The organism is Actinoallomurus liliacearum (assembly GCF_039542035.1).
Taxonomy (GTDB): Bacteria; Actinomycetota; Actinomycetes; order Streptosporangiales; family Streptosporangiaceae; genus Actinoallomurus; species Actinoallomurus liliacearum.
The window spans coordinates 73,329-100,251 of sequence record NZ_BAABHJ010000004.1; the positions used below are offsets into that span (position 1 = coordinate 73,329).

Here is a 26,923-nt window from a genome sequence, read left to right on the forward strand (position 1 = left end):
CGTGATGACGCCTGAGCGGTTCCACCTGCTGTTCGTCTGTACCGCGAACATCTGCCGGTCGCCGATCGCGGCCGAACTGACCCGGCTTAAGATCCGCACGACCGGACGGTCCGACGGGTCGCGCCTCGCCGTGAGCAGCGCCGGCACTCGCGGACGCGACGGGGCCGCGATGGATCCGCGCGCCGTCGCGCTGCTGCGGTCCCTCGGCGGGGACACGGCGGGGTTCTCCGCCCGGGCCGTCACCGCCGCCGTGGCGGCAACGGCCGACCTGGTCCTCACCGCCGAGCGCCGGCACCTGGAGGCCGTCGTCGCGTGCCGGCCGGCGTCTCATTCCAGGGTGTTCACGATCCTGGAGTTCGCGCGACTCGTCGACCGCCTCGACGCGGGCCGGCTCACCGGCACCTGCGTCGTCTCCCGGGCCGTGTCGCTGGTACGGGAGGCCGCCCGCACGCGCGGCCTGACCCCGCCCGGCGCGGCCGGCGCCGATGACATCCCTGACCCCTACCAGCGCTCGGACGGGGAGTACCGCGCCTGCGCCACGGCGATCGACCGGGCCCTCGATCGGCCGCTCCGGTACATCCTGTCCGAGCCGGCGTGATCTCTGGGGGTTACGCGGGCGATATCCCGCGCCGTCCGATTCATCGGGTGGCGCGCGGCGTCCATTCCGCTTTCTTTAGCGAAGCCGGATCGTTCGTAAAGCGAGCAACGGAGAGGTACGTAAGTGATCACTTTAGGTGCCGGGGGGCGCATGGTGGTGGACGATCGGATCAGAGTAATGCGGGTCATCACCCGGATGAACGTCGGCGGCCCGGCACTCCAGGCGGTGGAGCTGATGCGCGGCCTCGACCCCGGGCTCTTCGACCAGCGTCTGTACACGGGGACCGTCGAACCGGGCGAGGCGGACCACCTCGACCTTCGCGGCGCCGACGTCACCCCGAACCGGATACCGGCCCTCGGACGTACGGTGCGGCCGGGCGACGACGCCCGCGCCATCGCCGCACTGGTCACCGAGATGCGTCGGTACCGGCCGCACATCGTGCACACCCATACCGCCAAGGCCGGCCTGCTGGGCCGGGCCGCCGCCGTACTGACACGCGTGCCCACGCGCGTGCACACGTACCACGGTCACCTGCTGCACGGCTATTTCTCGCCCGCCAAGACCCGGCTCGTGGTGACGGCCGAGCGGGCCGCGGCCGCGATGACGGACCGGCTCGTCGCGGTCGGCGCCCGCGTCCGCGACGAGCTCATCGCCGCCGGGATCGGCGGTCCCGAGCAGTACGCCGTGGTGCCGCCGGGCACCTCGCTCGGCCCGCTCCCCGGCCGCGCCGAGGCCCGGCTCGAGCTGGGGATCCCCGTCGACGGCCCGGTCGTGGCGTACGTCGGCCGGCTGACGAGGATCAAGCGGCCGGACCGGCTGGTGGCGGTGGCGCGCCAGGTCCGCCGCCTCCACCCCGAGGTGCGGTTCGTCATCGCCGGCGGCGGTGACGCCATGCCGGCGACGGAGGCCGCCGCCCGGACCTTCGGCGGCATGTGCACCATGCTGGGCTGGCGCGCCGACGTCGAGACCGTCTACGCGGCGGCCGACCTGGTGATCCTCACGTCCGACAACGAGGGCATGCCGGTCTCGCTCATCGAGGCCGGGATGGCCGGACTGCCCTGCGTCGCGACGCAGGTGGGCAGCGTCGCGGAGGTGGTGCGGGACGGGGAGACCGGGCTGCTCGCCCGACGCGACACGCACGAGCTCACCCGGCACATCGTGCGGCTGCTCGAGGACGAGCCGCTGCGCCGCAAGATGGGCGACGAGGCGCGGGCGTGGACGACGACGCGGTTCGGCCCGGAGCGGCTGGTGTCCGACATCGCCGAGATCTACGCGTCGATCGCCGAGGCGTGGGGCCGGCGGCCGGCGCGGGCCGAGGAGGCCGCCCGGTGAAGGTCGTGGTCACCGGCGGCGCCGGCTTCATCGGCGCCAACCTGTGCCGGGAGCTCATGGCCCGGCCGGGCATCGACGAGGTCGTCGCCCTCGACGACCTCAGCACCGGCCGGGTGGACAACCTCGAGGGTTCCGGGGCGGACCTCGTCGAGGGCAGCATCCTCGACCAGGGGCTCGTCTCTGACGTCCTGGCCGACGCGGACGCGGTCGTGCACCTCGCCGCGCGCCCGTCGATCCCGCGTTCGCTGGCGGCTCCGGTGGCGAGTCACGCCGCCAACGCCACCGGCACGCTCCTGCTTCTCGAGGCGTGCCGTCGGCGCTCCGTCCACGTCGTCGCCGCCTCGTCCTCCTCGGTCTACGGCGGAGTACCGGACCTGCCCAAGCACGAGGACCTGCCCACGCGTCCGCTCAGCCCCTACGGAGCGAGCAAACTCGCCGCCGAGGCGTACGTCCTGGCGTACGGCGCCAGCTTCGGCCTTCCGGTCCTGGCTCTCCGCTTCTTCAACGTGTACGGCCCCCTGCAGCCCGCGGACCACGCGTACGCGGCCGTGGTCCCGGCCTTCATCGACGGCGCATTACGCGGCGAACCGCTGACCGTGCACGGCGACGGTTCACAGACCCGTGACTTCACCTACGTCGGCACCGTCGTGGCGGTGCTCGCCGACTCGGTCCTCCGCGGGGTGACCAGTGCGCGGCCGGTCAACCTGGCGTTCGGCACGCGAGTGTCGATCCTCGAACTGACAGGGCGGCTGTCCGCCGTGCTGGGACGGCCGGTCGAGGTCGTCCACGTTCCGCCGCGCCCGGGAGACGTCCACGACTCACAGGCCGCCGACGGCCGGCTGCGCCGCCTCTTCCCCGGCATCGAGGCGGTGCCGCTGGAGACGGGACTCGAGCGGACGGTCGCGTGGTTCCGCGACCGGCCGGTCCACCTCCAGGACCCTACGGCCCGCTGACGTGCCGGACCGATGAACGCGTCCTCGGGACGCGCGCGGCGATCCGGCGGCGCCGGTCCACTCCCAGGTCCCGCGGCCCGTCGGGCCGTACGCGCGGAGCGGTACGACGGTCAGACGGGGCCGGCCCCCACGGCGGGCACCGGCGCGAGCCGGCGGCGGGGCGGCATGGGCACCCGGTCGAGGTCGCGCGCGACGACGATGTCGCCGTCGAACGCGGCGGCCGCCTCCTCGGCGAACCTCGGCTGCTCCGCCGCGGGATACCGCTCGGAGAAGTGCGTCAGGACGAGACGGCGGACCCCCGCCGCGGCCGCGATCGCGCCCGCCTGCGCCGCGGTCAGGTGCCCGTACTCGTCCGCCAGGCGGGCGTCCGCGTCGAGGAACGTGGACTCGATCACCAGGAGGTCGGCGCCCGCGGCGAGCGGTGCGATCGCGTCGCAGACACGGGTGTCCATCACGAACGCCGCCTTCTGGCCGGGACGCGGGACGGCGCACTCCTCGAGCGTGACCGTACGGCCGCTCGGCGCCGTCACCGCCCCCTCGCGCTGCAGGGTCCCGACGAGCGGTCCGGTCACGCCGTGGGCGGCCAGCCGCTCCGGCAGCATGGTGACGCCGTCCGGCTCCTCGATCCGGTAGCCGTACGACTCGACCCCGTGCGACAGGCGACGCGCGGTGAGCGTGAACGGCGCCCCGGGCAGGTCGATCCGGACCTCGCCGCCGGCGATCGGCTCCTCGTCGATGACCTCGGTGTCGGCGAAGACCGCCGCATGCCGGAGTCGTCGCCAGTACTCCGCGCCGCTCGCGGGGAAGACCGCGCGGACGCGGTGGGCGACGCCGTCCCGGGCGATGCGCTGGACCACCCCGGGCACGCCGAGGCAGTGGTCGCCGTGGAAGTGGGTGAGGCACAGGCAGGTGATGTCGTTCGCGCTCACGCCGGCGTGCAGCATCTGCCGCTGGGTGCCCTCCCCCGGGTCGAAGAGGATGCCGTGTCCGTCCCAGCGCAACAGGTAGCCGTTGTGGTTCCGGGCCCGGGTCGGCACGGCGCTGGCCGTGCCGAGAACGACGAGATCGCGCGTTGACATGGTCCCATCATGCTCCCGACGAGGGGACGCGTCGCTGGACGGCGACCGGTGGGACCGGTCGGACCCCACCAGGGCGGGGAGCGTGTCGATCACCGGCCCGATCGGACATCACGCTTAGCATTCGAATGTTGACCATGGGTGACGATCTCGGTGAGGTGCGATGGACCAGCCACGAGACGATCGAGCGGTCGAATGGGACCTCGCCGTGATCGGACTCGGCTACGTGGGGATGCCGATCGTCCGCGAGGTATCGCGCAGTGGAATGCGCGTGGTCGGAGTGGACGTCGACCAGCGTCGCGTCGACGGCCTGAACGCGGGCGTCTCCCACGTCGACGACGTCTCCGACGAGGAGGTCGCGGGCCTGCTCGCCCGGGGATTCCACGCGACGACCGATCCGCGGGTGCTGGCCGGGGCGGGCACGGCGATCATCTGTGTGCCCACGCCGCTCGACGGCGACCGGCGGCCCGATCTCGGCGCCGTCACCGGCGCGGCCGAGATGGTGGCCGGGCGGCTGCGGCCCGGCACCCTGGTCGTCCTGGAGTCGACCACCTGGCCGGGGACGACGGAGGAGGTCGTCCGGCCGCTGTTGGAGAAGAGCGGGCTGAGCGCGGGCATCGACTTCCACCTCGCCTACTCACCGGAGCGCATCGACCCGGGCAACCCGGTCTTCGGCCTGCGCAACACCCCGAAGGTCGTCGGCGGCCTGACGCCCGCCTGTCTCGACCGGGCCGTGTCGTTCTACGGCAAGTTCGTCGAGCGGGTCGTGCCCGTCCGCGGCACCCGCGAGGCCGAGATGGCCAAACTGCTGGAGAACACCTACCGCCAGGTCAACATCGGCCTGGTCAACGAGATCGCGATGTTCTGCGACGAACTCGGCGTCGACGTCTGGGAGACGATCTCGGCGGCGGCCACCAAACCGTTCGGCTACGAGGCGTTCCGGCCGGGCCCCGGTGTCGGCGGGCACTGCATCCCGATCGACCCGAGCTACCTGTCGCACCGGGTGCGGCGGCTCGGGTACCAGTTCCAGTTCGCCGAGCTCGCGCAGCAGATCAACGATCGGATGCCCGCGTACGTCGCCGAACGCGCCGCTCGGCTGCTGCACCGCTACCACCACTGCGTCAACGGGGCGACGATCGTGCTGCTCGGCGTCACCTACAAGCCCGACGTCGCCGACGACCGGGAGTCGCCGGCCCGGCCGCTCGCCCGGCGCCTGCACGCCTCCGGGGCGAAGGTCCACTACGTCGATCCGCTGGTCGACGACTGGACGGTCGAGGGCGTCGAGGTCGTCCGGCGGCGCGACCTCGAGACGGCACTGGGGGCGGCCGACCTCGCGATCCTGCTCCAGCCCCACCGCGCCTTCGACCTCGACCTGGTCGCCGCCCGGGCCCGCCTGCTGCTGGACACCCGCGGCGTGCTGCCGGTCTCGGACCACGTGGAGCGGCTCTGACCGGCCGTCGAGCCACCCTGGGCGGCCGAGGCGGGCGACCGGAGCGGCCGCGACGACGCGGCGGCCAGGATGACCGCGGAAACGCGGCGGGTGCCGCGCCGGACGCCGGCACCCGCCCGTGATGTCTGCCACCGCGGCGGCCGTCGGTTACGCCTAAGGCGGCGAGACCGGACGCCGCGCACCGTGTTAACGCCGAGTGATGCTCATGCGGATCACGGGGCGCTGCGATTTCTGCGGCTTGCGGACGTTCTGCGCGCCCTCGCCCCGGCGCGGGCTCTGGGCGAGTTGGTCGCCCTCACCGCGCTGTGCGCCCTCACCCCGGTACGGACTCTGAGTGAGTTGGTCACCCTCGCCCTGTCGCGCGTCCTCACCCCGGCGCGGCTCCTGCGCGAACTGGACGTTCTCCCCTCGGCGCGGGCTCTGCGCGAACTGGTCGCCCTCACCCCGACGCGGGCTCTGCGCGAACTGATCGCCCTCACCCCGACGCGGACCCTGCGCGAACTGGACGTTCTCCCCTCGGCGCGGGCTCTGCGCGAACTGATCGCCCTCACCCCGGCGCGAGCCATGCGCGGATTGCGCGCCCTCGGTCCTGCGCGGGTGGTGACCGGCCCGCCGTCCCTTGTGGGCCTCGCCCGCCCCGCCCCGCCGGCCGTGGCGGCGCCGTGGGCTCCTGGTCTCGCCCCCGGACTCACGGACGTCCCTGTCTCGAATGACGTGTGGGTGATTATCCAGGTTTACGTCGTCCGGGCTGGCCTTGTCATCTTGGGCTGATTGGCTCTTGGGCGGAAGGAACCGGCCGACGCTCTCCGTGCAATCGCTCGCGTATTCGCGAGGCATGCCCTCGCAGTAGGCGCTGACAGCGGCCGATCCCCGGTTGTTCGGCTGCGCCCCGCGCGCCGCCTCGGCCGGCGTCGCCGCGGCCGCGGCGACCGCGAGACCGCTGAACGCCATGACCGCGGCCAGAGCCAGCGGACGCAGTCTGATGGTCGCTTCAGCCGGTCGTTGCTTATGGCAGTACGTCAATTTCGACACCTTCATCCTGACGAGTATCCGGCTTTTCATGCCGTAATGGAGCTGACGAGATTAGGGATACCCGTCTCGCCGTCCAACGGGACATATACCGGGTTAATGATCGAGCAATACCGCCTCCGCCTCACGCAGAATAAACGGCATTTCCGGAAGCCCGCCAAGTATCCGACCGCGAGGCACTTTTCGGTGTCATGCAATCGCCGAGCCGAGGCGACGTGCCGCGCGAGCACGGTGTCCGCGCGGGGGACGGCCCGGCCGAGGGTCAGCGGGTTCGCCAGGTGTACTGGTGCTCGGGACGGCCGGTGCTGCCGTACCGCAGGGTGACGCGGACCCGTCCGGACTGGGCGAGCGATGCCAGGTAGCGCTGCGCGGTGGCGCGGGAGATGCCCACCTCGTCGGAGATCTCGGCGGCCGACCGCGGCACGCCGGCGCGCTGCAGCGCCTCGGCGACGAGGCGGGCGGTGACCGACGACTGGCCCTTCACCGCCCGGCCCTCGGGGCGCGGCACCGTGTGCAGGGCTCGGACGGCGCGGTCCACGTCGGCCTGGCCGAGTTCACCGGCCGCCGCCAGGTGTTCCCGGTAGCGGGCGTACGCCTGCAGCCGCTGTCCCAGCTCCTCCGCGGTGAACGGTTTGATGAGGTAGTGCAGCGCGCCGTGGGAGAACGCCGTGCGCACGGAGTGCGGGTCGGTCGCCGCGGTGGCCATGATGACGTCGGCCTCGAGCTCCGGCAGCAGGGACAGCCCCGACTCGTCCGGCAGGTAGACGTCGAGGAGCACCAGGTCGACCCCTGCCGCGCCGGCGCGGGCGTCGGCGGCGGTGTGCGCCCGCCCGGCGACGCGGAAGCCGGGGACCAGTTCGACGAACCCGGCGTGGATCTGCGCCACCCGGAAGTCATCGTCGACGACCAGCACCTCGATCACTGCAACACCTCCGGGAGGCTCGCCACGAAGACGGCGCCCTGGCCGCCGGGTTCCGGGTCGGCGATGCCGACGTCGCCGCCCCGCGCGCGGGCCGCCTGCCGGGCGAGGGCGAGGCCGAGCCCGCGCGGCCGGCCGTCCTCGGATCGGCGGGTGGACACGCCCTCGCGGAAGACGGCCTCTCTGAGCTCCTCCCGCACGCCTTCGCCGGAGTCCGCGACGGTGACGTGGAGGTCGGTGCCGTCGCCGAGCAGTTCGACCTCCACCCGCGCCGGGCGGCACGTGCCGAGCCGTGCCGCCTCGATGGCGTTCTCGACGAGGTTGCCGAGCACGGTGGTCACGTCCAGCGGGTCGACGACCCGGCCGGGCACCCAGCTCGTCTCGGCGATCTCCAGGGCGACGCCCTTCTCCGTCGCGACGGCAGCCTTGGCGGCGAGGAACGCCCGGAGGTAGGGATCGGGAAGGTTGTCCGGCGGCGCCTCGCGGGCCTCCGGGACCTCGGCGAGGGCCTGGATGTAGCCGGCCGCCTCCTCGTAGTGCCCGAGCCGGAGGAGTCCGGACAGCGTGTGCATGCGGTTGGCGTACTCGTGCCGCTGCGCGCGCAGCGCGTCGAACAGCGCGCGCACCGCGTCGAGTTCCCGGGCGAGGGACTCGACGTCCGTGCGGTCCCGCAGCGTGATCACCGTGCCGAGCAGGCGCCCGTCGTGCCGGACCTCCCGCCGGTTGACGACCAGGACGCGCTCGCCGGCGACGACGAACAGGTTGTGCGCCTCCTCCTTGCCGTCGAGCACCGACCTCAGCCGGCCGCGTACGGGCAGTTCGGTGACCGGCTCGCCGCGGGCCGGGGTGACGCCCAGCAGCCGCGCCGCCTCGGCGTTGCAGGCGGTGACCCGGTTGGCCGCGTCCACCGCGAGCACCCCCTCATTGATGCCGTGGAGGACCGCCGCGCGTTCCTGCACCAGCTCGGCCAGCTCGTACGGCTCGAGGCCCAGTGTCTGGCGTTTGAGGCGGCGCCCGATCGCGAACGACGCGACCACGCCCAGCGCGACGGCGGCCGCGGCGAACAGGGCGGCGACGGCCATCGTGCGGTGCACCCGCCGGTCGATCTCCCCGGCGTCGATGCCCACGCTCACCTCGCCGACGAGGTCGCCCCGCTGGTCGTACAGCGGGACCTTCCCGCGTGCGGACAGGCCGAGGGTGCCGCGCTCGATCACCCTCACCTCCCGGCCGGACAGCGGGGCCGAGGGGTCGGTGCTGACCCGCTTGCCGATGAGCGCGCGGGTCGGATGGGAGAGGCGGATGCCGTTCCGGTCGGTGACGACGACGAACAGCGCGCCGGTGGCCCGCCGGACCCGCTCGGCCCGGCTCTGCACGACGCCGTTCGGGTCGCCGCCGGTCGCCACCGTGTCGCCGATCAACGGATCGGCCGCGACCGAACGGGCCACGGTGAGGGCCCGCCAGGCGTACTGGTTGCGCAGCTCGTCGCGCTGCATCCACGCGGCCAGGGAGTACCCGGTCAGGGCGACGAGCACCACGACGCTGATCTGCAGGATCAGAACCTGGTGCGCGAAGCGGATCCGGATACGGGAGGACATCAACGTGCACACTAGCCCTAAGCAGGCCTGCTTCCGCCGAATCGGGTGAGCACAATGCGATAAACGTCGCAAAGATCGCTAACCTCCGGAAACACGGCTTGCGATTACATCGCGAGCAAGACTTAACGGCCCGGAAACGCACTCGTAACCTCCCGGCATGCCAACGCAAGCAGAGCCTGACGGCCCCGCGATCGAGCTCCGCGACGCGACCAAGCGCTTCCGCTCCTCGTCGGGTGGAGTGCACACCGCCGTCCGCGACCTCGACCTGACGGTGCGCGCCGGTGAGTTCGTCGCCGTGGTCGGCCCCACCGGGTGCGGCAAGTCGACCACCCTGTCCCTCGTCTCCGGCCTGGAGCCTCCGTCGGCCGGCGAGGTCCTCGTGCACGGGCGGCCGGTCGACGGCATCCCCGACGGGGTCGGGTACATGTTCCAGACCGACGCCGTGCTGCCCTGGCGCACGGTCCTCGACAACGTCGCCGCCGGCCCCCGGTATCGCGGCGTCCCCAAGCGACAGGCGCGCGAGCAGGCGCGCGACTGGGTCCGCCGAGTGGGTCTCGGCGGCTTCGAGTCGTACTACCCGCACCAGCTCTCGGGCGGCATGCGCAAGCGCGTCGCCCTGGCTCAGACGCTCGTCAACGAGCCGTCCATTCTGCTCATGGACGAGCCGTTCTCCGCCCTGGACGTGCAGACCCGCGGGCTGATGCAGGACGAGCTGCTCCGCCTGTGGGCCGGTGACGACCCTCTCGGAAAGGGCGGCGGCGCGGCCGTCGTCTTCGTCACGCACGACCTGGAAGAGGCCGTCGTGCTCGGCGACCGGGTCGTGGTGATGACCGCGAGCCCCGCCACCGTCAAGGCGTCCTTCGACGTGCCGCTGAAGCGGCCGCGCGACGCCGAGGAGATCCGGCTCACCCCCGAGTTCCTCGAGATCTACCGCGAGGTGTGGGAGTCGCTGCGCGAAGAGGTCCAGATCACCCGGGAGAGGGGTACCGGCAATGCTGCTTGAGCTGGACGACCACGCGACCGCCGTCGCCCAGGCCCGCGCCGCGGGCCGCCGCCGGGCGTTCTCCGTGAACGCCGTCCGGGTCCTGCTGGTCGTCGCCGTGCTGGGCTCGTGGGAGCTGGCGGCGACGTACTGGATCGACCCGTTCTACTATTCCAAGCCCAGCGCGATCTGGCACCGGCTCGTCGACTGGTTCACGAACGGCACGTCGCAGGGGTCGATCTGGACGCAGATCGCCTACACGCTGGAAGAGGCCCTGATCGGGTTCGTGCTCGGCAGTGTCGGCGGCGTGGTGCTGGGCATCGTCCTGGGCCGCAGCCGGTTCCTGTCCGACGTGTGCGCGCCGTTCATCAAGGCCGCCAACGCGATCCCCCGCATCATCCTGGCGTCGCTGTTCGTCATCTGGTTCGGCCTGGGCATGTCGTCGAAGGTCGCGACCGCGTTCATCCTGGTGTTCTTCGCGGTGTTCTTCAACGCCTTCCAGGGCGCCCGCGAGGTCGACCGCAACCTGGTGAACAACGCGCGGATCCTCGGCGCGAGCCGTACCGCCGTGCTGCGCACGATCGTCGTGCCCAGCGCCACCTCCTGGATCCTCGCCTCCCTGCACTCGGCGTTCGGGTTCGCCATCATCGGCGCGATCGTCGGCGAGTACAGCGGCGCGGACAAGGGTCTCGGCCTGCTGATCAACCACGCCCAGGGCACCTTCGACTCGGCCGGCATCTACGCCGGGATGATCGTCATCACGGTGATCGCGCTGCTCGCCGAGTGGCTCCTGACCCTCCTCGAACGCCGGCTGCTGCGGTGGCGCCCGCCCGTCGCCGGCAACGAGGCACGGATCTGACCCCCCTCCCCCAAAACCTCACCCTCCCCCGCCCGCCGTCCGCACCGTCGCGGACGGGCGCGTACCCAAGGAGAGCTCACATGCGCACCACCACCCGTATCGCCGCGGCGGCGCTCGCCGCCACGACCGCCCTGTCCCTCGCCGCCTGCCGCGACTCGCGCACCTCGTCCGGCGGGAGCGGCGGGGGCAAGCAGGGCGGCACCGTCCAGATCATGGTCGGCGGCATCGACAAGGTCATCTACCTGCCGGCCAAGCTGACCGAGCAGCTCGGCTATTTCAAGGAGCAGGGCCTCGACGTGCAGCTGCTGACCGAGCCGGCGGGCGCGCAGGCCGAGAACGTCCTCATCTCGGGCGACGTCCAGGGCGTCGTCGGGTTCTACGACCACACGATCGACCTGCAGACCAAGGGCAAGTGCATCGAGAGCGTCGTCCAGTTCGCCGACGTGCCGGGCGAGGTGGAGGTCGTGGCGGCCGGGAAGGCCGGCCAGATCAAGTCCCCGGCCGACTTCAAGGGCAAGAAGCTCGGCGTCACCAGCCCCGGCTCCTCCACCGACTTCCTGACGCAGTACCTGGCGACCAAGAACGGCGTGCCGACCTCCGGGTACACGACCGTCAAGGCGGGCGCCGGCCAGACGTTCATCGCCACCCTGAACAACGGCGGCATCGACGCGGGCATGACCACCGACCCGACGGTCGCCAAGCTCGTCAGCACCGGCAAGGGGAAGGTCATGCTCGACATGCGGACGGAGGCGGGCACCAAGGCGGCGCTCGGCGGCCTGTACCCGTCCAGCTCCCTGTACATGAACTGCGACTACGTCAAGAACAACGCGGCGACCGTGCAGAAGCTGGCCAACGCGTTCGTCAAGACGCTGGGCTGGATCAAGGCGCACAAGCCGGCGGAGATCGCCGCGAAGATGCCGGCGGACTACGCCGGCGGTGACCCCAAGCTGTACGAGCAGGCGGTCAACGACACCATCGGCATGTTCACCGCGGACGGCGTCATGCCCGCCGACGGGGCGAAGAACGTCCTGAACGTGCTCGCCCAGTTCTCGCCGAACGTGAAGGGCAAGCAGGACACCGTCGACCTGTCCAAGACCTACACCACCGAGTACGTCTCCAAGGCGCCGAAGCAGTGACCGAACGTACGGCCCCGGGAACGGGTTCCCGGGGCCGTACGCGTCGTCGTCACATGTCGACGGCGAGGTACTTCAGCTCGACGTAGTCGTCGATGCCCTCGAAGCCGCCCTCGCGGCCGATCCCGGACTCCTTCACCCCGCCGAACGGCGCGGCCGGGTTGGAGACGAGCCCGCGGTTGAGCCCGACCATCCCGGTCTCGAGCGCCTCCCCGACCCGCAGCGCGCGCTTCAGGTCACGGGTGTAGGCGTAGGCGACCAGGCCCGCCTCGGTGTCGTTGGCCGCCGCGATCATGGACTCCTCGTCCGGGAAGACGGCGATCGGCGCGACCGGAGCGAAGATCTCCTCGCGCATCACCCGGGCGTCCACCGGCACGTCGCCGAGCACGGTAGGCGGGTAGAACCATCCCGGGCCGTCCGACACCTTCCCGCCCGTACGAAGGGTCGCGCCGCGTTCGAGGGCGTCGGCCACCAGACCGGCGACGCGGTCGCGCGCCCGCTCGTCGATCAGCGGGCCGACCTCCGTCTCCGGGTCGAGTCCGGGACCGAGCCGCAGGGAACCGAGCCGCTCCGCGAGACCCGCCGCGAACTCCTCGGCGACGGCCTCGTGGACGATGAACCGGTTCGCCGCGACGCACGACTCTCCGGTGTTGCGCATCTTCGCCACCACCGCGCCGTTCAGCGCGGCGTCCAGGTCCGCGTCGTCGAAGACGAGGAAGGGGGCGTTCCCGCCCAGTTCCATCGTCGTCCTCAGCACCTTGCCCGCGGCCTGCTCCATGAGCCTCTTGCCGACCGGGGTCGAGCCGGTGAACGAGAGCAGCCGCAGTCGCCCGTCCGCGATCAGGGCGTTCGTCACCTCGGGGGCGCGGTTCGTCGGCAGCACGCTGAGAACGCCGTCCGGCACGCCGGCGTCGGCCAGCAGCCGGCCCAGGGCCAGCGCGGACAGGGGGGTGGCCTCGGCCGGCTTGATGATCATCGTGCAGCCCGCGGCGATCGCCGGGCCGACCTTCCTGGTGACCATCGACAGCGGGAAGTTCCACGGCGTGACCAGATAGGCCGGACCGACCGGCTGCCGGGTGGTCAGGATCCGGTAGTCGCCGCCCGGCGCGACCCGGTACTCGCCACCGACGCGGACGGCCTCCTCGGCGAACCAGCGCAGGAACTCGGCGGCGTAGGAGACCTCACCCAGCGACTCGGCCATCGGCCGTCCCATCTCCCGGGTGGTGAGCCGGGCCAGCTTCTCGGCACGCTCGTGCATCAGCTCGTACGCCCGGCGCAGGATCTCCGAGCGGTCGCGTGGAGCGGTCGCGGCCCAGGAGGCCTGAGCGGCCGCGGCGGCGTCGAGCGCGCGTACGGCGGCGTCCGCGTCGGCGTCCGCGACCGAGGCGAACACCTCGCCGGTCGACGGATCGATGACGTCGAAGGTCCCCTCCGCCGCCGTCCACGTGCCGCCGATGTAAAGCCGGTTCTCCATGCCGATCGCCTCCCAGAGCCTCTCGCACCGCACGTTACCCGCCAGGCCGAGGGCAACCCATCGCAGGTCGGGCACCGGTCGGCCGACCGTGGTGCGGTCGCTCCCGTGGTCGCCCACCAGGCGATAAACCGACCGAAGCCAAAATTCGCGTAAACAGGGGGTAAACCTTGAAGTTCGCCGGAGCGTCTGACGGAGTACCAATCAAAATCCCCGGGCTCGGCGAGTTCCGGGCCATCCCTCATATGACCAAGGGGCCAACCGTATGAAGTTCACGCTCGAAGAGGTGAAGTCCCAGACCTTCAAGGCTCGGGACGCCTGGTGGACGGTGTTCCTCGTGGACCCCCTGGCCGGCCGACTCGTCGTCGGAACCGCGAACAGGACCTCCATCACGCCGAACCAGATCACCTGGGGCGCGCTCTTCCTCGGCCTCGGCTCGGCCGGCTGCTTCCTCACGGCGGACTGGAAGTGGCTGGTGCTGGGTGCCGTGCTCTACCACCTGAGCTTCGTCCTGGACTGCATGGACGGCAAGATCGCCCGGCTCAAGGGCACCGGTACCGTGCTCGGCGGCTGGCTCGACTACGTCTTCGACCGCATCCGCGTCCTCACCTGCACCCTCGCGCTGATGTGGGGGGAGTACCGCGCCACCGACAAGGAGATCTACCTCCTCCTGGGCGTCGCGGTCGTCTTCCTCGACATGCTCCGCTACGTCGACGCCCTGCAGGTGGCGAAGGTCCGGCGGCAGATGCGCGGCGAGCTGACCAAGGCCATCGCCGAGTCGGCCGCCACCCAGACGCCCGTCTTCGCCGAGGACCTGCTGCGCGAGGACCCCGACCTGGACCCGGACGAGATCAAGACCCGCACCGTCGAGGTGATCGACCTGCAGCAGGAGTTCCGCTCCCGCTTCGCGTGGTACATCCGGGTCCGTGACTGGCTGCGCGACCACCGCGTCCGTACGCACCTGGTGAGCGGCATCGAGTTCCAGATGGCCGTGTTCATCATCGGACCGCTGGTGAACCAGATCATCCCCGTCACCATCGGCGCGGCGGCGCTGCTGCTCGTGTTCGAGTTCGCGATCATGTACAAGCTGTGGCTGTCCTCCCGTGACTTCACCCGCGCCCTCGCGGAGATCCGGGCCGGCGATTCCCAGCCCGCGCGGGTCGGGTGACCGGTCCTCCCTGCCTCCCGTAGTCCGAGCACATCGCCCGGGTCGTGGGCCGCCGCGCGGCGGCCCACGACCCGGGCGATGTGTTTTGACCCGCTTTTTACGGGCACGTGGCGTCCATCACCGCCCACCCACCGGAGGCAATCATGTCGACCGCCACAGTGGCCGTCATCGTGATCGTCGCGGTTCTGGTCGTAGCGGCCCTGGGCCTCTTCGTCTGGCGGCAGCAGCAGCGCCGCCGGCTGCGCGAGAGGTTCGGGCCCGAATACGACCGCACCGTGGAACGTCATAACAGCGCCCGCGAGGCCGAGCAGGAACTGCGCGCCCGCGAGCAGCGTCACCGGGAACTGCGGATCCGCGACCTCGACCCGACGGTACGCGATCGGTACCGCGCGGACTGGCAGCGGGTGCAGGAGCACTTCGTGGACTCCCCCCAGAGCGCCGTCGCCGAGGCGGACAACCTCCTCGTCCGGGTCATGAAGGACCGCGGTTACCCCACCGAGGACTACGAACAGCAGGTCGCCGACCTGTCCGTGGAGCACGCCGGCACGATCGACCGGTATCGCACGGCCCACGACATCCGGGGCCGAGCCGACGCGGGCCGGGCGAGCACCGAGGATCTCCGCCAGGCGATGGTCCACTACCGCGCCCTGTTCGCCGAACTGCTCGGCGACGGCGAGTCGCTCACTGGCGCCTCTCGTACGGATGTCTCCGACACGGACTCCGCCCGGACGGATGCCGCCGGACACGCGCGGGAGGCCCGGACCGATGGGCCCGTCGTATCGACCGAGCGGGCCCCGTCCCGGCGGGACGCCGACCCCCGCGGGTCGGCCGACGGGCGGCGGGCCGACGAGTCGGCCGAGTCAAGGAGGGACGCGGAGGTCGCGGAGGGACGGAGACGATGAAGGACTACCAGGACCGGACGGACGAGCGCGCCCGTCCCATGCCCGGCGACCGGCCCGTCGCGGGCATGCCGATGACCGGCGCCGACGAGGGGCGCGGTCGGACGGCCGACCGTACCGAGGACCACGACACGGAACCGGACAAGATCATCCTGTCGAGCCGCACGGAGGACGAGACCCGCGAGGCCACCGGGTCCGGACGCGACGACACTCGCGAGCCCCGGATCGAGCCGGGCAGCCCGGCCGACCCGCTGGGCGAGCGTACGGCCGGGCCCACGGCCACCGCCCGGTCGTACGCTCCTGGCGGCTCGCCGGCCGAGTCGACGGGCTCCGCGCCGACGGACGCGGGACCCGCCGGCGACGGAGTCGGCCCGGCGCCCTGGACGACCCCGGCCCGCGCCGACGACGAGCGGCCGCCGGCCGACTCCCCCGGCGTGGCCGTCGCGGCGGACGGCTCCGACCCCGCCACCGTCGCCGGCGAGTCCGGCACCTCCCTGCCGGCCGGGTCCGGCGCGGACGCCGTGGCGGAGGAGACCGCTCCGGACATCCCGGCCGGTGAGACGGCCGCCGAGCGGTTCTTCGGCCGGGACGACGCCGACCGGTTCGACTCGCGGTGGCGTGAGGTCAAGGCCGGCTTCGTCGACGATCCCCGCGCCTCGGTCGAGCAGGCCGGCGCCCTGTGCGAAGAGGCCGTGACCGCGCTGACCACCGCCCTGGAGGACCAGCAGCGGGGCCTGCGGGAGCGGTGGAACGGCGACGCCGACACCGAACGCCTGCGCACGGCGCTGCGCGCGTACGGTGACCTGCTCGGACGTCTCACCTCCCTCTGACCCCGCCGACCAGGCCGTCGAAGCGGCGGGCGCCCTCGGGTGCCCGCCGCTTCTGTTCGGGCGGCCGGCGAGTCGGTCCCGGCCGCCGAGGGCGCCTGCCGGATCAGGACGGACGGCGAGGGCGGCAGCGGCTGCTCCGAGCGTTCCGCTCGCGGGCGTGACGGTCGTCCCGCTCGTCAGGCCGGGTGCGGAGCGGACAGGCGGCCGCTCAGCCAGGCGTACGCCTGGGGCAGCATCGAGTTCCAGACCGAGGCGTTGTGGCCGCCCTTGGGCAGGACGTACAGGAAGGCCGCCGTCGGTGGCTTCACGAGCGGCATGATCTGGTTGATCGCCTGGTCGGAGTTGCGGTCCTGCCGGGTGCCGGCCAGCAGCAGGCTGACCGGCGGACGGTGCGCGCGCAGCAGGTCGAGCACCGAGTTCTGCGCGAACAACGCGTGGTCCCGGCGGACCTCCGGAGTCTGCGGAACGGCGTCTCCCTGCATGGTGACGGCCGCGCTGAACAGGTCCGGCCGGCGGATCGCCATCTTCGCCGCGCAGTAGCCGCCGGTGGAGAACCCCATGAGCCCCCAGCCGCTTCGGTCCGGCTGGACGCGGAACGCCCTGGTCACCGCCTGGCGCACGTCGTCGGTGAGCCAGGTCTCGACGCGTGGCCCGCCGGGGAAGTCGACGCACTCGGTGTCGCGGCCGTGCACGACCGTCGTCACCGGAGCGACGAGGATGAAGGGGTGCGCGCGGCCGGCCGTGATGGCCTCCTTGAGGGCGGCGGCGCCGTGCACGGCGTGGAACCAGGTCGAGGGGGTCCCGGGGTAGCCGGGCAGGAGTTCGACGACGGGATAGGTCTGGTGGGCGTTGGCCGGCGAACCGTACCCGGGCGGCACCCAGACCAGGATTCGCGAGCGCACCCCGGAGTGTTCGCCGGTGATCGTCGCGGTGTAGACGTCCGGGTCCAGTTTCGGCGTGCGCTCGAAGCGCGCCGGCCCGCCGCCCACGCCTCCCGCGCCGACCTGCTCGATCGGGGTGCCCTCGCCCTTGCCGCCGCCGAACAGATCGCTCCAGGAGGCGTAGAACTCGAAGTAGTGGTTGAGGCTGACGCCGCCGACGAACAGCGCGAAGACCTGGCACATCACGATCATGAACAGCCGGACCGTGACGGCGAGCCGTCCCTTCACGCGGTTCCACACGTACAGGCAGGCCACCGGCCCCCCGATGGCGAGCAGGACGACCGCGATGAGAAGCGGCCAGCCCATCAGTCCCATGTCGTCCCCCGAAGAACCGTTGACGCGAGCAGGCCGAGGCTAAGTGGCGGCTCGCGGCCCCGGCTCCTGATTCATCCGCTTTTCGAGCGATGTTCACCCGGGAATCCGCTCGGCTCCGCCCGCGAGAGGAGCGCCGGGGACCCGCCGTGTTCCCCCATCCGTATGCCCGAGGGGCCGGGCGGGTGAACCGCCCGGCCCCTGCCGGTCGCCGTGGGCGGTCAGTGGGCGAGGAACGCGATCACCGCGTCCCGTCCGGCGTGCCCGCGCTCGCGGTTCTGGATCGAGTGCGAGGCGCCCTTCACGACGACGACCTTGCCGTTCGGCGCGTGCGTCGCCTCCTCATACGCCCACTCGAGCGGCGTGGACAGGTCGTGGTCACCGTTCAGCAGCAGCACCGGGACGTTCGGCAGGCGGGCCGGCGGCTCCGCGGCCGGGCGCGCGGACCAGCGCAGGCACTCCTGGGTGAATCCGCTGCCCGCCGACGTCGCGAGCGTGTACGGCCACACACGGTGCGGGTCGGTGTGCCGCAGCGCCCGGTCCAGCTTCGCCTGCCGGCTGCCCAGGGGCGCGTCGGACCGGCCCCACGGGAAGGCGCCGTCGGAGCAGAACGCGTCGATGTGCAGTCCGGAACTGTAGGACGCGACGGGATCCCCACCCGGCGCCATGTCGGCGATGATCGTGTCGAGCCGGGCCGGATCGCCCTGCCGGGCGGCGTGCAGCGCGCCGACGAGGTCACCGTGCCCGGCGGGCAGGCCGGGCGGGTTCGGGTCGCGGTAGGTCGGGTCGAGGAACTCGTAGGAGACGATGGCGTCGAAGATCTTGACGCCGTCCGCGGCCGTACGGTGGCGGACCACCCAGGCCAGGTCCTCGGCCGGGTCGGACGCGCAGGCGGGCCCGGTCGCGCACGCGTCGCGCAGTACGCGGGCCTGGGCGTGCAGGCCGACGAAGTACAGGCCGTCGTCGGCCTGCGGGTCGACGTGCGGCAGCACCGAGTCGAGGACGACCTTGCGGACGTGGGTCGGATGGACGGCGGCGTAGCGCGCGGCGGTGAACGAGCCGTACGAGACGCCGTCGACGACCATCTTGGGCACGCCGAGCGCCTGGCGGAGCGCGTCGTAGTCGGCGACCGTCTGCTCGGTGCTGTAGAGGCCACGCCGGTCACCGAGGATGTCGGAGCACTCCTCGATGGCGGCGGGGGTGGGCGCGGCGATGTCGGAGCTGCCGACCTGGGCCTGCAGCTGCGGACAGTCGATCGCGCCGAACTCCCCGGTGCCGCGCTGGTCCAGCATGACGAACCGGTAGTCCTTGGCGAGCTCCGGCAGCCGCTGCGTGGCGATCCGGGTGATGAACGGCACGCCGGGCTGCCCGGGCCCGCCGGTGAGGAACAGCAGGACGCCCTTCGGCGCGCCGGCATTGTCCGCGGTGGCGACCTGGAGGTCGAGCGTGCCGGGCACCTTGCCGCGGTGGTCGAGGGGTACCCGCAGGGTGGAGCAGGTGAAGCCGGGCTGGTCCGGGCACGGGTGCGGGTCGGCCAGCCGTGGCCGGCCCGGGGCGGCCGGGGCTCCGGCGGGTCGCGGAGCGCTGCCGGTCGTCGGCGACGGGGTGCCGTCCGCGGCGGCCGGGCCGCCGACCGCGGCCACGGCGGTGGCGACGACCGCGGTGACGAGGAGTCGTGATCGCATGTGCGGATTCTGACGATCGACGGCGCCGAGGAACATCCCTGACTCGCCGGTCGGTGCTTCCTTGACCTCTGGTGGCCACGCGGTACGCCGTACCGCCGCTCCGGGCGTCCGGGACGCGTGCGGCGGCCGCCGGCGGACGCGAGCGGTCCGGGGCCGATGTCAATCGAGGATCGCGACCACGCCAGGACTGGGCCAAGTCACGCGCGGTCGGCACGCCGCCCGGGGCGGGTCCGGCTAGCGTCTGCGCTGATCACCATCAGGGGGGACGTCATGCGCTCATACGCGATCACCGCACTCATCGGGACCGGCCTGCTCGGCCTCGCGCCGCAGGCCCAGGCCGCGTCGCACGCCCGGCCGGCGGACCCACAGCCTGAGCCGGCCCGGCCCGCCGTCCGTACACAGCCGCAGCACGCCCGGCAGCTATCCCAGTCCCAGTCCCAGTCCGCCGGCCACGCGCAGGCGCAGCAGAACCGGCCGTCGGCCGAGGCCGCTCACGGGCAGGCACAGCAGCCGGCGCACACCGCCGTCCAGGCGCGGCGGGCCGAGCCGCGGCCCGACCGGCCCGGTGAGCAGAACACGAACGTCCGGTCGGGGAACGCGCAACAGGTCCGGCCGGTCGCCGAGCACCCGGTGCGGATCGTGCCCGCCGACCCGCAGCCGATGCCGGTCCGGCCGGCCTACGCCATGCACATGACCGGTCAGGCCACGCACTGGGAGGTCTCGCCCGGCGAGCTGCAGACCGTGCGCTGGACGCTCACCAACACCGGCAACCGGCCGCTCGAGCACGTGCAGCTGGTGGCCGCGATCCCGGCCGGCTGGTCGGTGCGTGAGGGGCAGGGCTGCGCCCGCCACGGCGAGTACCTCGGCTGTGACCTCGGCGGGCTCGAGCCGGGGCGGAGCTCGGCCGTCCTCGTTCCGATGGTCGTGCAGGGGCAGCCCGGAGCGGTGCGGCTGGCCGCGTGGTCGCGGGCGACGGCGGGTTCGCTGACCATCCCGGGTCCGACGACGTCGTTCCGCGTCGTGGTCACCGGCCGTCGATAGGTTCTGGCCAAGACGGACCTCCTGGGGCCAAACTGAACGCTATTCGGTTTGGCTTCCCAGGAGGTACCGATGCCCGAGTTCACCATGACGATCGGCGGCGCCGCCGTGGAGACCACGGCCGCGTTCGACGTGATCAATCCGGCGACCGGGTCGCCGCACGCCGCCGCGCCGGACTGCTCGCGAGCCCAGCTCGACGCGGCCTTCGACGCGGCGGCGACGGCGTACCCGGCGTGGCGGTCCGATGAGACCGCCCGGCGCACCGCGCTGAAGGCCGCGGCCGACGTGCTGCTGGCCGCGGCCGGCGGCGACCTGGCCGAGACCCTGACGGCGGAGCAGGGCAAGCCCCTCCAGGACGCCCGGTTCGAGGTCATGGGCGCCGCCATCTGGCTCCAGTACTTCGCCGACCTGGAGATCCCCCGCGAGGTCATCCAGGACGACGACCGGGCGAAGGTCGAGGTCGTACGCCGCCCGCTCGGGGTCGTCGCGGCGATCACGCCGTGGAACTTCCCGCTCGTCCTCGCCGCGTGGAAGATCGCCCCGGCGCTGCTGGCCGGGAACACCCTCGTCCTCAAGCCGTCCCCGTACACGCCGCTCGCGACGCTGAAGGTCGGCGAGCTGCTGCGCGATGTTCTCCCGCCGGGCGTGCTGAACGTCGTCAGCGGCGGCGACGACCTGGGCGCGTGGATGACCTCGCACCCGGTCCCCCGCAAGATCAGCTTCACCGGGTCGATCGAGACGGGGAAGAAGGTCGCCGCCGCGGCGGCCCCGGACCTCAAGCGGACCACACTGGAGCTCGGCGGCAACGACCCGGCGATCGTGCTCGACGACGCCGACCCCGCGGTGGTCGCCGACAAGGTCTTCGACCAGGCCTTCGCCAACAACGGCCAGGTCTGCTCGGCCATCAAGCGGGTGTACGTCCCGGAACGGCTGTACGACGACGTCGTCGAGGCGCTCGCCGCGAAGGCGCGGTCCGTGAAGGTCGGGAACGGTCTGGAGGAGGGCGTCCAGTACGGCCCGATCAACAACCGGCCGCAGTACGAGCGGGTCCAGGAACTGGTGGCGGACGCGCTCGCGAACGGGGCGCGGGCGGCGGCCGGCGGGGCGCCGATCGACGGTCCCGGCTACTTCTTCGCGCCGACCATCCTGACGGACGTCGCCGAAGGGGTGCGGATCGTCGATGAGGAGCAGTTCGGCCCGGCCCTGCCCGTACTCCGGTACACCGACGTCGAGGACGCGGTCGCCCGCGCGAACGCCACCGACTTCGGGCTGTCCGGCTCTGTCTGGGGAACCGACGCCGACCGTGCCGCCGAGGTCGCCGAGCGCCTGGAGTGCGGTACCGCGTGGGTGAACACGCATCTGGCCCTCGCGCCGCACCAGCCGTTCGGTGGGTTCAAGTGGAGCGGCATCGGCGTCGAGAACGGCACGTGGGGCCTCGTCGGCTTCACCGAGACCCAGGTCGTGCACCGCGCCAAGCGCTGACCGCCCCCAGGAGTCCGCTGAACGACTCGCGAGTTCTCCCGGCCGGGCGGTGGCCGGGCCGGGAGGAATTTGCGCGGTCCGCTGTCATCTGCGGCGAAAGGCCGCGCATGGGCCGGCACTGACCGATGACGGCTTAATTCCGCATACGGATGTGGGGGCGAAACGGTTCACTCGCGGATGCGCCATTTTCCGCCGCACCTTTGGATCGGCCGCGCGACATGTCGACGACGATTTATTTCCGCAGGTCAGTGGATTGGAAATTCTTTTTGTCGCCGACCTCCGACATACCACTTTGCGTGGTATATATCACAATAGCTCGGCAGGTCAAGACAGAATGGCCGTTCACGTGCAGAATTGCACTTAAGTCCACTCGGCGTCATTGCGAGATGCTCGCACAAGGATGACTCTGCCATTATCGTCGATTCGGACCTTCGGCAAGGATCGTCGACTTCCGAAATGAGGCAACCCATGCGACGTGCCGCTCTTGGCAGGCTTGGCATCGCCACCGGCCTCACCGTGGCGGCTGCGGCACTCTCCCTCTCCGGCGCCGCATCCGCGTCCGCCGCCGACGGAGGCTGGTCTCCCCGCTGGTACTCGACGTACGGAGAGTGCCAGTACAGCGGAAACGTCCTCGCCCAACTGGGCAAGCTGCACGGATTCTCCTGCCTGCCGTACGACGGCGGCTATGGCCTGTACCCGTGGTGACCACGCCACCGGATCACGGCACTCGACCCGGTGCTGCCCCGCGACTTACCGGAGTTCTCACATCGTGAGACAGGCGTCCCCGGCATTGTGCGGCGCCCATCGGCGATCACGACGTGATCGCCGATGGGCGCGTCGCGTAGGTGAAAGCGGCAGACCCCTGGGCGCGTCCGGGGTCGCCGCGGCGAGACGGGCATCGTCGGGTCATTTCGGATTCGTCAAGTTCGCCGCAAAGCCGGGGAATGTGCCGGGTCAGGGCCGACCCGACGGCCTACGATGAGCGCGTGCCCGAACTGTTGTTCCCCTTCCTGGGCGTCGTCGCGCTCCTCACCGTGACCCCTGGCCCGGACATGCTCCTCGTCGTACGCAACGGCCTGAGCGCCGGCAGCCGTGCGGCCTGGCTGACCGGGCTGGGCTGCTGCCTGGGCATCTCGATCCACGCGACCGCGGCGGTGCTCGGACTGTCCGCGATCCTCGCCGCGTCCGCGACCGCGTACACCGTGGTGAAGCTGGCCGGCGCGGCCTATCTGGCCTACCTGGGCATCCGGATGTTGATCTCGGCCATCATGTCCGTCGACCCGGCCGCGGAGGCGGAGGCCGACATCGCTGCGGCGGCGGCCGCCCTGCCGGAGGCGACGGTTCCCGGGCCGGCCGTGGCGGAGTCGGCCGGCACCGCGCGGCCGACCGCGGCGGCGCCCGCTCCGGCCGCCACGCCGGGCACGGCGGACGGCGTCCGATCCGCGCCCCTCACCAGCGGGGCGATGTTCCGGCAGGGCCTGTTCACCAACCTCCTCAACCCGAAGATCGCGCTGCTCTTCCTGACGCTCCTGCCGCAGTTCGTGGCGCACGACGAACCACGCCTGCGCACCACCGCGACGCTCGCCGTGATCTTCCTCGCGATCGCGGTCGTGTGGTGGCGGACGTTCTCGCTGGCGATCGGCCCGATCTCCCGGGTGCTGCGCGGCGGCGCCGCCCGCCGGGCCCTCGACGGTCTGGCCGGCTCCGCCCTGCTCGCCATCAGCGCCGCGGTGGCCCTCGACGGCGACCGCTAGCAGCCGCCCCGGACCCTGGATCTACCAGGCCGGCGGCCCCGCCGGCGTCGTACGGCTCACGGCCGTGCAACCCGGCGACCTCTCGCGCGGCCTGATCGCGACGATCACGCTGGGCGTGAACCAGGGCACCGTCTCCTGACGGACGAGCCCCGCCGGGGAGGCGCGCAGGCGTCTTCCCGGCGGGGCGGCCTTCCGGCTGGAAGGCGCGTCAGCGCGCCAGCCAGGTGCGCAACGCCCACCACCAGTGCGCGGAGTGGGCGACCGCCGCTCCGGTCGGCGGTACCAGGGACCGGCCGGTGATGTCGCCGAACCGCCGCACGCGGTACTTCACGGTGTTCGGATGGACGTGCAGGGCACCGGCCGTGGGCTCGATCCGTTTGTCGTTGTCCAGGTAGGCCAAGGCGGTCTCGGCGAGCTGCCGGTGGAAGTCGTCGGCCGGGTCCAGGCGGTCCAGGAGGGTGTCGGCCAGCAGCCGCCCGAGGTCCGGCGCGCCCGCGGCCGCCACCGCGAGGGCCAGGTCGGGCAGCCGGTGCAGGCCGCCCTCGCCCGCGACCGCCCGCAGTGCCGCCCGGCAGAGCGCGTACATCGAGGGGACATCGGCCAGGGGAACCGCCGGAGACGCGACGAACAGCGGCGCGCCGGTCGGCAGGTCCGGCACCAGCGGCACGAGCGCGGCGAGGCGGCCGTCGACGAGCGCGCACAGCCCGCCGGTCAGCAGCCGCTCCAGAGACGCGGCCGTTCGCGGATCGCTGACATCGCCGACCAGGCAGTGATAGGGGCGTGCGGCGTCGAGCGGCGCGGGGTCACCGCTCTCGCCGTGCAGGACCCGGCGCAGCACCTGAGCGTGCGCGTCACGGGTCGTCCGCGCCATCTCCAGCTCGGCGATCCGGTGCGCGTGAACCATGCGGTGCTCCAGCGCCGTCGCGACCGCGTCGATCCTGATCATCCCCTCGAGGAGGTCGTCTGCGGGCAGGCCGGCGGCGCGGCCGCGCTCCACGACCGTGCGCACGATCAGTGCCCGCCCGGCCTGGAAACCGTCGAGCAGCGCCGCGACCGGCACGCCCTGGCGGGCGCGGTCGGCGCCGAGCCGCCCGGCGGCCCGCAGGTCCGCCTCGGCCAGTTCCCCTCCCGCCGTGATCGCGCCGATCGCGGCCTGGACCACCGCCCGCACGTGCCGGCGGACCTCGGCCTCCGGGAGGGCCGCGACCGGCGGCGAGTGCACCCGCGCGGCCCGCACGGCCGCGTCCGCGATCACGCCGTCGTCGTCTCTCAACAGCTCGCTGAAGCGGTTCATTGGCTCTCTCGGATAATCACCTTCCGCATCCTTGGTGCCGGTGCGGCTAGGCGAAACGTCGTGCGATCAGGTTTGGTATTAGGAGACGAACATCGGAGGAGTCAACCCATGGCAGACGAGTTCCTGGACAAACTGCCCCCGCAAGAGCTGATCTTCAACCTGCCCCCGACCTTCGAGACGGTCGAGGAGGAGCGGCGGCATCGCAAGGAGCGGCTCGCGGCGGCGCTGCGGCTGTTCGGCAAGTTCGGCTTCGAGGAGGGCGTCGCCGGGCACATCACCGCGCGCGACCCCGAGCTCACCGACCACTTCTGGGTGAACCCGTTCGGGATGTCGTTCAAGCACATCCGGGTGAGCGACCTCATCCTCGTCAACCACGAGGGCAAGGTCGTCCAGGGCCGCTACCCCGTCAACGAGGCGGCGTTCGCCATCCACTCCCAGATCCACCAGGCGCGGCCCGACGTCGTGGCGGCCGCCCACAGCCACTCCGTACACGGCCGGGCGATCTCGGCCCTCGGCGAGCTGCTGGAGCCGATCACGCAGGACGTGTGCGCGTTCTACGAGGACCACGCCCTGTTCGACGACTACACCGGCGTGGTGACGGACCTGGAGGAGGGCCGGCGCATCGCCACCGCCCTCGGCGACCGCAAGGCCGTGATCCTGCGCAACCACGGCCTTCTCACCGTCGGTGACTCGGTCGACGCCGCCGCCTGGTGGTTCATCACGATGGAGCGCTCCTGCCAGGTCCAGCTGCTGGCCAAGGCCGCCGGCCGGGTCGTGCACATCTCCGAGGAGAACGCCAAGCTCACCCACGACCAGCTCGGCAACGACCTGGTGGCGTGGATCAACTACCAGCCGCTGTACGACCAGATCGTCCGCGAGCAGCCCGACCTGTTCGAGTGACGGCGGGCCCGCCGGGCGGATACCCACCCGGCGGCGCTGACGCCGGTTGCAAATTATCGTCAGGCCCGTCGCCCTTCCGGGACCGCGGGCCGGGCGCTAAGTTGCCTCTGCCCTGGTCGTACGGCCGGTGTCCTTCCAGTGATCCCCTTGCGATCCGGCCCCGCGGCCACGGCGTGCCGGGGCGGGGCGGCGATCCACGCGATCGCCGCCCCTCCCTACGGCACGTCGCCCGTGCCTCACGGACGTTCGTCACGGCAGGAGCTCGCTCCACAGCGGGATCCGCGGCTCGACCAGCAGCAGCATTCCCGCCTCTTCGGGGGTACGGTCCCGCTTGCGGTTGTTGCAGGGACCGCAGGCCAGGACGGTGTTCTCCCAGGTCGACCCGCCGCCGCGCGATTGGGGGAAGATGTGGTCGACGGTGTTCCCCCGCCCACCGCAGTAGGCGCACAACCCGCCGTCCCGGCGCCGGAGCCCCCGCTTGCCCCACGCCGGCCGGTGGCCGTGCCGCCACCGCATGGCCACGTAGCGGACGAGCCGCAGCACCCGCGGTAACGGGAAGTGCCCGATCCGCCGGCCCTCCACCGCCTCCTCGACCACCGCGACGCCGCGTACGAGCATCCGCACCGCGTGCCGCACGTCGACCTTGTGCAGCGGCTCGTACGACGCGTTCAGAACGAGTACGTGCACCGAAATCCCCTATCGAATGAAAAGGGCCGCTCCCGGAGGTCCGGAGGCGGCCGACGTCGTACCAGGGCGTCAATCGCCCTGGCGGTGGTCTCCGTCGGCTATTCGATCGTGTCTCCGGTGCTCGTCCGGACCGTACTCGGCCGGGTCACCGCAGGTCAGAACCTCGGTGGACATGCGTGAGCGCCGCCCCGGCGGGGTGTGCGCGGCCGGCGCGTCGCTCGGCGTCTCGTCCGCCGACTCGATGTGGTCGTACACCCTCTCCCCCTTTCTTCCCCGAAATCGGGAATAGCATGATTCAACGGAGGCACCGCAGGCAACGCCTTTTTCGGAATATCCCACGGGATGCGGTCCGCGGCAATGGGCATATCGGTCAGCCGCACGCGACCCCACGCCGACCGCCGGTGCGGCCGCCCACCTCTGAGCCGCACGGCCGCACCGGCCGGTCGTCCGGCGACGTCGCGTGCCGCCCACCCGTGGCCGCACCACCGCACCGCCGCACCGCCGCACCGCCGCACCGCCGCACCGCCGCACCGCCG

The 26,923-nt window shown here is 72.1% G+C and carries 25 protein-coding genes; 16 read left to right on the forward strand and 9 right to left on the reverse strand.

Features of this window, described 5'->3' with window-relative positions; all coding sequences use genetic code 11:
* Positions 1-4 precede the first annotated feature (4 nt).
* From ABD978_RS07540 to ABD978_RS07550, 3 genes are all read left to right on the forward strand, one after another.
* Positions 5-598, forward strand: coding sequence for an arsenate reductase/protein-tyrosine-phosphatase family protein (locus ABD978_RS07540; RefSeq protein WP_345350546.1), 594 nt, complete (start codon positions 5-7; stop codon positions 596-598).
* A gap of 177 nt (positions 599-775) precedes the next feature.
* The gene (locus ABD978_RS07545) at positions 776-1,930 is read left to right on the forward strand and encodes a glycosyltransferase (RefSeq protein WP_345350549.1); all 1,155 of its coding nucleotides are present in this window, start codon (positions 776-778) and stop codon (positions 1,928-1,930) included.
* Positions 1,927-2,883 (forward strand): NAD-dependent epimerase/dehydratase family protein, encoded by a 957-nt coding sequence (locus tag ABD978_RS07550; protein ID WP_345350552.1) that lies wholly within the window; start codon positions 1,927-1,929, stop codon positions 2,881-2,883. The genes ABD978_RS07545 and ABD978_RS07550 overlap by 4 nt, the downstream gene beginning before the upstream one ends.
* Before the next feature lie 110 nt (positions 2,884-2,993).
* On the opposite strand, the gene ABD978_RS07555 is transcribed toward ABD978_RS07550, so the two are convergent.
* Positions 2,994-3,962 carry a ribonuclease Z gene (locus ABD978_RS07555; RefSeq protein ID WP_345350555.1) on the reverse strand — a complete coding sequence of 323 codons (969 nt, stop codon included), beginning with the start codon at positions 3,960-3,962 and terminating at the stop codon, positions 2,994-2,996.
* A 160-nt stretch (positions 3,963-4,122) separates the two neighbouring features.
* Here ABD978_RS07555 and ABD978_RS07560 point away from each other — a divergent pair, with 160 nt between their 5' ends.
* Entirely contained in the window at positions 4,123-5,409 is a 1,287-nt protein-coding gene (locus tag ABD978_RS07560) for a nucleotide sugar dehydrogenase (protein ID WP_345350558.1), read from the forward strand.
* Between the two features lie 285 nt (positions 5,410-5,694).
* Positions 5,695-6,180 (forward strand): hypothetical protein, encoded by a 486-nt coding sequence (locus ABD978_RS07565; RefSeq protein WP_345350561.1) that lies wholly within the window; start codon positions 5,695-5,697, stop codon positions 6,178-6,180.
* Positions 6,181-6,700: 520 nt separating this feature from the next.
* Here the strand turns inward: ABD978_RS07565 and ABD978_RS07570 are convergent.
* Together ABD978_RS07570 and ABD978_RS07575 are read right to left on the reverse strand one after the other, a co-directional pair.
* On the reverse strand, positions 6,701-7,360 hold the full coding sequence (locus ABD978_RS07570) for a response regulator (RefSeq protein ID WP_345350564.1): 660 nt from the start codon (positions 7,358-7,360) through the stop codon (positions 6,701-6,703).
* On the reverse strand, positions 7,357-8,952 hold the full coding sequence (locus ABD978_RS07575; RefSeq protein WP_345350567.1) for an ATP-binding protein: 1,596 nt from the start codon (positions 8,950-8,952) through the stop codon (positions 7,357-7,359). Before ABD978_RS07575 ends, ABD978_RS07570 begins: the two co-directional genes overlap by 4 nt.
* 157 nt (positions 8,953-9,109) lie before the next feature.
* Here ABD978_RS07575 and ABD978_RS07580 point away from each other — a divergent pair, with 157 nt between their 5' ends.
* The 3 genes from ABD978_RS07580 to ABD978_RS07590 all read left to right on the forward strand — a co-directional run bounded on the left by ABD978_RS07580 (position 9,110) and on the right by ABD978_RS07590 (position 11,929).
* Positions 9,110-9,955 carry an ABC transporter ATP-binding protein gene (locus ABD978_RS07580; protein ID WP_345350570.1) on the forward strand — a complete coding sequence of 282 codons (846 nt, stop codon included), beginning with the start codon at positions 9,110-9,112 and terminating at the stop codon, positions 9,953-9,955.
* Positions 9,945-10,793 (forward strand): ABC transporter permease, encoded by an 849-nt coding sequence (locus ABD978_RS07585; protein ID WP_345350573.1) that lies wholly within the window; start codon positions 9,945-9,947, stop codon positions 10,791-10,793. Before ABD978_RS07580 ends, ABD978_RS07585 begins: the two co-directional genes overlap by 11 nt.
* An 80-nt stretch (positions 10,794-10,873) precedes the next feature.
* Positions 10,874-11,929: an ABC transporter substrate-binding protein gene (locus ABD978_RS07590; RefSeq protein WP_345350576.1), complete on the forward strand. Its 1,056-nt coding sequence runs from the start codon at positions 10,874-10,876 to the stop codon at positions 11,927-11,929.
* Between the two features lie 49 nt (positions 11,930-11,978).
* Here the strand turns inward: ABD978_RS07590 and ABD978_RS07595 are convergent, their stop codons facing one another.
* Positions 11,979-13,400 (reverse strand): NAD-dependent succinate-semialdehyde dehydrogenase, encoded by a 1,422-nt coding sequence (locus ABD978_RS07595; protein WP_345350624.1) that lies wholly within the window; start codon positions 13,398-13,400, stop codon positions 11,979-11,981.
* Between the two features lie 262 nt (positions 13,401-13,662).
* Here ABD978_RS07595 and ABD978_RS07600 point away from each other — a divergent pair, with 262 nt between their 5' ends.
* The 3 genes from ABD978_RS07600 (at position 13,663) to ABD978_RS07610 (ending at position 16,294) form a co-directional block, all read left to right on the forward strand.
* Complete coding sequence (locus tag ABD978_RS07600; protein WP_345350579.1) at positions 13,663-14,565, forward strand: CDP-alcohol phosphatidyltransferase family protein; 903 nt, start codon at positions 13,663-13,665, stop codon at positions 14,563-14,565.
* Positions 14,566-14,708: 143 nt separating this feature from the next.
* A complete protein-coding gene (locus ABD978_RS07605) occupies positions 14,709-15,467 on the forward strand; it encodes a hypothetical protein (RefSeq protein WP_345350582.1) in 759 nt (252 codons plus the stop codon).
* Complete coding sequence (locus ABD978_RS07610) at positions 15,464-16,294, forward strand: hypothetical protein (protein ID WP_345350585.1); 831 nt, start codon at positions 15,464-15,466, stop codon at positions 16,292-16,294. Before ABD978_RS07605 ends, ABD978_RS07610 begins: the two co-directional genes overlap by 4 nt.
* Positions 16,295-16,470: 176 nt before the next feature.
* On the opposite strand, the gene ABD978_RS07615 is transcribed toward ABD978_RS07610, so the two are convergent.
* Both ABD978_RS07615 and ABD978_RS07620 read right to left on the reverse strand, forming a co-directional pair.
* Entirely contained in the window at positions 16,471-17,550 is a 1,080-nt protein-coding gene (locus ABD978_RS07615) for an alpha/beta hydrolase (RefSeq protein ID WP_345350588.1), read from the reverse strand.
* 218 nt (positions 17,551-17,768) lie between these two features.
* Positions 17,769-19,232: an alpha/beta hydrolase gene (locus ABD978_RS07620; RefSeq protein ID WP_345350591.1), complete on the reverse strand. Its 1,464-nt coding sequence runs from the start codon at positions 19,230-19,232 to the stop codon at positions 17,769-17,771.
* A gap of 270 nt (positions 19,233-19,502) precedes the next feature.
* Between ABD978_RS07620 and ABD978_RS07625 the strand changes: the two genes are divergently transcribed.
* From ABD978_RS07625 to ABD978_RS07640, 4 genes are all read left to right on the forward strand, one after another.
* Positions 19,503-20,273, forward strand: coding sequence for an NEW3 domain-containing protein (locus ABD978_RS07625; protein ID WP_345350594.1), 771 nt, complete (start codon positions 19,503-19,505; stop codon positions 20,271-20,273).
* A gap of 69 nt (positions 20,274-20,342) precedes the next feature.
* Positions 20,343-21,752 carry an aldehyde dehydrogenase family protein gene (locus ABD978_RS07630; RefSeq protein WP_345350597.1) on the forward strand — a complete coding sequence of 470 codons (1,410 nt, stop codon included), beginning with the start codon at positions 20,343-20,345 and terminating at the stop codon, positions 21,750-21,752.
* Positions 21,753-22,220: 468 nt separating this feature from the next.
* The gene (locus ABD978_RS07635) at positions 22,221-22,457 is read left to right on the forward strand and encodes a hypothetical protein (protein ID WP_345350600.1); all 237 of its coding nucleotides are present in this window, start codon (positions 22,221-22,223) and stop codon (positions 22,455-22,457) included.
* Positions 22,458-22,738: 281 nt separating this feature from the next.
* On the forward strand, positions 22,739-23,506 hold the full coding sequence (locus tag ABD978_RS07640) for a LysE family translocator (RefSeq protein WP_345350603.1): 768 nt from the start codon (positions 22,739-22,741) through the stop codon (positions 23,504-23,506).
* Between the two features lie 208 nt (positions 23,507-23,714).
* On the opposite strand, the gene ABD978_RS07645 is transcribed toward ABD978_RS07640, so the two are convergent.
* Positions 23,715-24,800 carry a PucR family transcriptional regulator gene (locus ABD978_RS07645; protein WP_345350606.1) on the reverse strand — a complete coding sequence of 362 codons (1,086 nt, stop codon included), beginning with the start codon at positions 24,798-24,800 and terminating at the stop codon, positions 23,715-23,717.
* 108 nt (positions 24,801-24,908) lie between these two features.
* Between ABD978_RS07645 and ABD978_RS07650 the strand changes: the two genes are divergently transcribed.
* A complete protein-coding gene (locus ABD978_RS07650; RefSeq protein WP_345350609.1) occupies positions 24,909-25,700 on the forward strand; it encodes a class II aldolase/adducin family protein in 792 nt (263 codons plus the stop codon).
* Between the two features lie 249 nt (positions 25,701-25,949).
* Here the strand turns inward: ABD978_RS07650 and ABD978_RS07655 are convergent, their stop codons facing one another.
* Together ABD978_RS07655 and ABD978_RS07660 are read right to left on the reverse strand one after the other, a co-directional pair.
* Positions 25,950-26,387, reverse strand: coding sequence for an HNH endonuclease (locus ABD978_RS07655; RefSeq protein ID WP_345350612.1), 438 nt, complete (start codon positions 26,385-26,387; stop codon positions 25,950-25,952).
* A gap of 69 nt (positions 26,388-26,456) precedes the next feature.
* On the reverse strand, positions 26,457-26,642 hold the full coding sequence (locus ABD978_RS07660) for a hypothetical protein (protein ID WP_345350615.1): 186 nt from the start codon (positions 26,640-26,642) through the stop codon (positions 26,457-26,459).
* Between the last annotated feature and the right edge of the window lie 281 nt (positions 26,643-26,923).

What these genes read in the sequence shown, in the direction of transcription:
- ABD978_RS07630 (WP_345350597.1), top strand. Translation starts at nt 20,343, where the DNA reads ATGCCCGAGTTCACCATGACGATCGGCGGCGCCGCCGTGGAGACCACG.
- ABD978_RS07650 (WP_345350609.1), top strand. Translation starts at nt 24,909, where the DNA reads ATGGCAGACGAGTTCCTGGACAAACTGCCCCCGCAAGAGCTGATCTTC.
- ABD978_RS07540 (WP_345350546.1), top strand. Translation starts at nt 5, where the DNA reads ATGACGCCTGAGCGGTTCCACCTGCTGTTCGTCTGTACCGCGAACATC.
- ABD978_RS07620 (WP_345350591.1), bottom strand. Translation starts at nt 19,232, where the DNA reads ATGCGATCACGACTCCTCGTCACCGCGGTCGTCGCCACCGCCGTGGCC.
- ABD978_RS07585 (WP_345350573.1), top strand. Translation starts at nt 9,945, where the DNA reads ATGCTGCTTGAGCTGGACGACCACGCGACCGCCGTCGCCCAGGCCCGC.
- ABD978_RS07625 (WP_345350594.1), top strand. Translation starts at nt 19,503, where the DNA reads ATGCGCTCATACGCGATCACCGCACTCATCGGGACCGGCCTGCTCGGC.
- ABD978_RS07555 (WP_345350555.1), bottom strand. Translation starts at nt 3,962, where the DNA reads ATGTCAACGCGCGATCTCGTCGTTCTCGGCACGGCCAGCGCCGTGCCG.
- ABD978_RS07595 (WP_345350624.1), bottom strand. Translation starts at nt 13,400, where the DNA reads ATGGAGAACCGGCTTTACATCGGCGGCACGTGGACGGCGGCGGAGGGG.
- ABD978_RS07605 (WP_345350582.1), top strand. Translation starts at nt 14,709, where the DNA reads ATGTCGACCGCCACAGTGGCCGTCATCGTGATCGTCGCGGTTCTGGTC.
- ABD978_RS07610 (WP_345350585.1), top strand. Translation starts at nt 15,464, where the DNA reads ATGAAGGACTACCAGGACCGGACGGACGAGCGCGCCCGTCCCATGCCC.
- ABD978_RS07645 (WP_345350606.1), bottom strand. Translation starts at nt 24,800, where the DNA reads ATGAACCGCTTCAGCGAGCTGTTGAGAGACGACGACGGCGTGATCGCG.
- ABD978_RS07575 (WP_345350567.1), bottom strand. Translation starts at nt 8,952, where the DNA reads ATGTCCTCCCGTATCCGGATCCGCTTCGCGCACCAGGTTCTGATCCTG.
- ABD978_RS07545 (WP_345350549.1), top strand. Translation starts at nt 776, where the DNA reads ATGCGGGTCATCACCCGGATGAACGTCGGCGGCCCGGCACTCCAGGCG.
- ABD978_RS07615 (WP_345350588.1), bottom strand. Translation starts at nt 17,550, where the DNA reads ATGGGACTGATGGGCTGGCCGCTTCTCATCGCGGTCGTCCTGCTCGCC.
- ABD978_RS07560 (WP_345350558.1), top strand. Translation starts at nt 4,123, where the DNA reads ATGGACCAGCCACGAGACGATCGAGCGGTCGAATGGGACCTCGCCGTG.
- ABD978_RS07580 (WP_345350570.1), top strand. Translation starts at nt 9,110, where the DNA reads ATGCCAACGCAAGCAGAGCCTGACGGCCCCGCGATCGAGCTCCGCGAC.
- ABD978_RS07590 (WP_345350576.1), top strand. Translation starts at nt 10,874, where the DNA reads ATGCGCACCACCACCCGTATCGCCGCGGCGGCGCTCGCCGCCACGACC.
- ABD978_RS07635 (WP_345350600.1), top strand. Translation starts at nt 22,221, where the DNA reads ATGCGACGTGCCGCTCTTGGCAGGCTTGGCATCGCCACCGGCCTCACC.
- ABD978_RS07600 (WP_345350579.1), top strand. Translation starts at nt 13,663, where the DNA reads ATGAAGTTCACGCTCGAAGAGGTGAAGTCCCAGACCTTCAAGGCTCGG.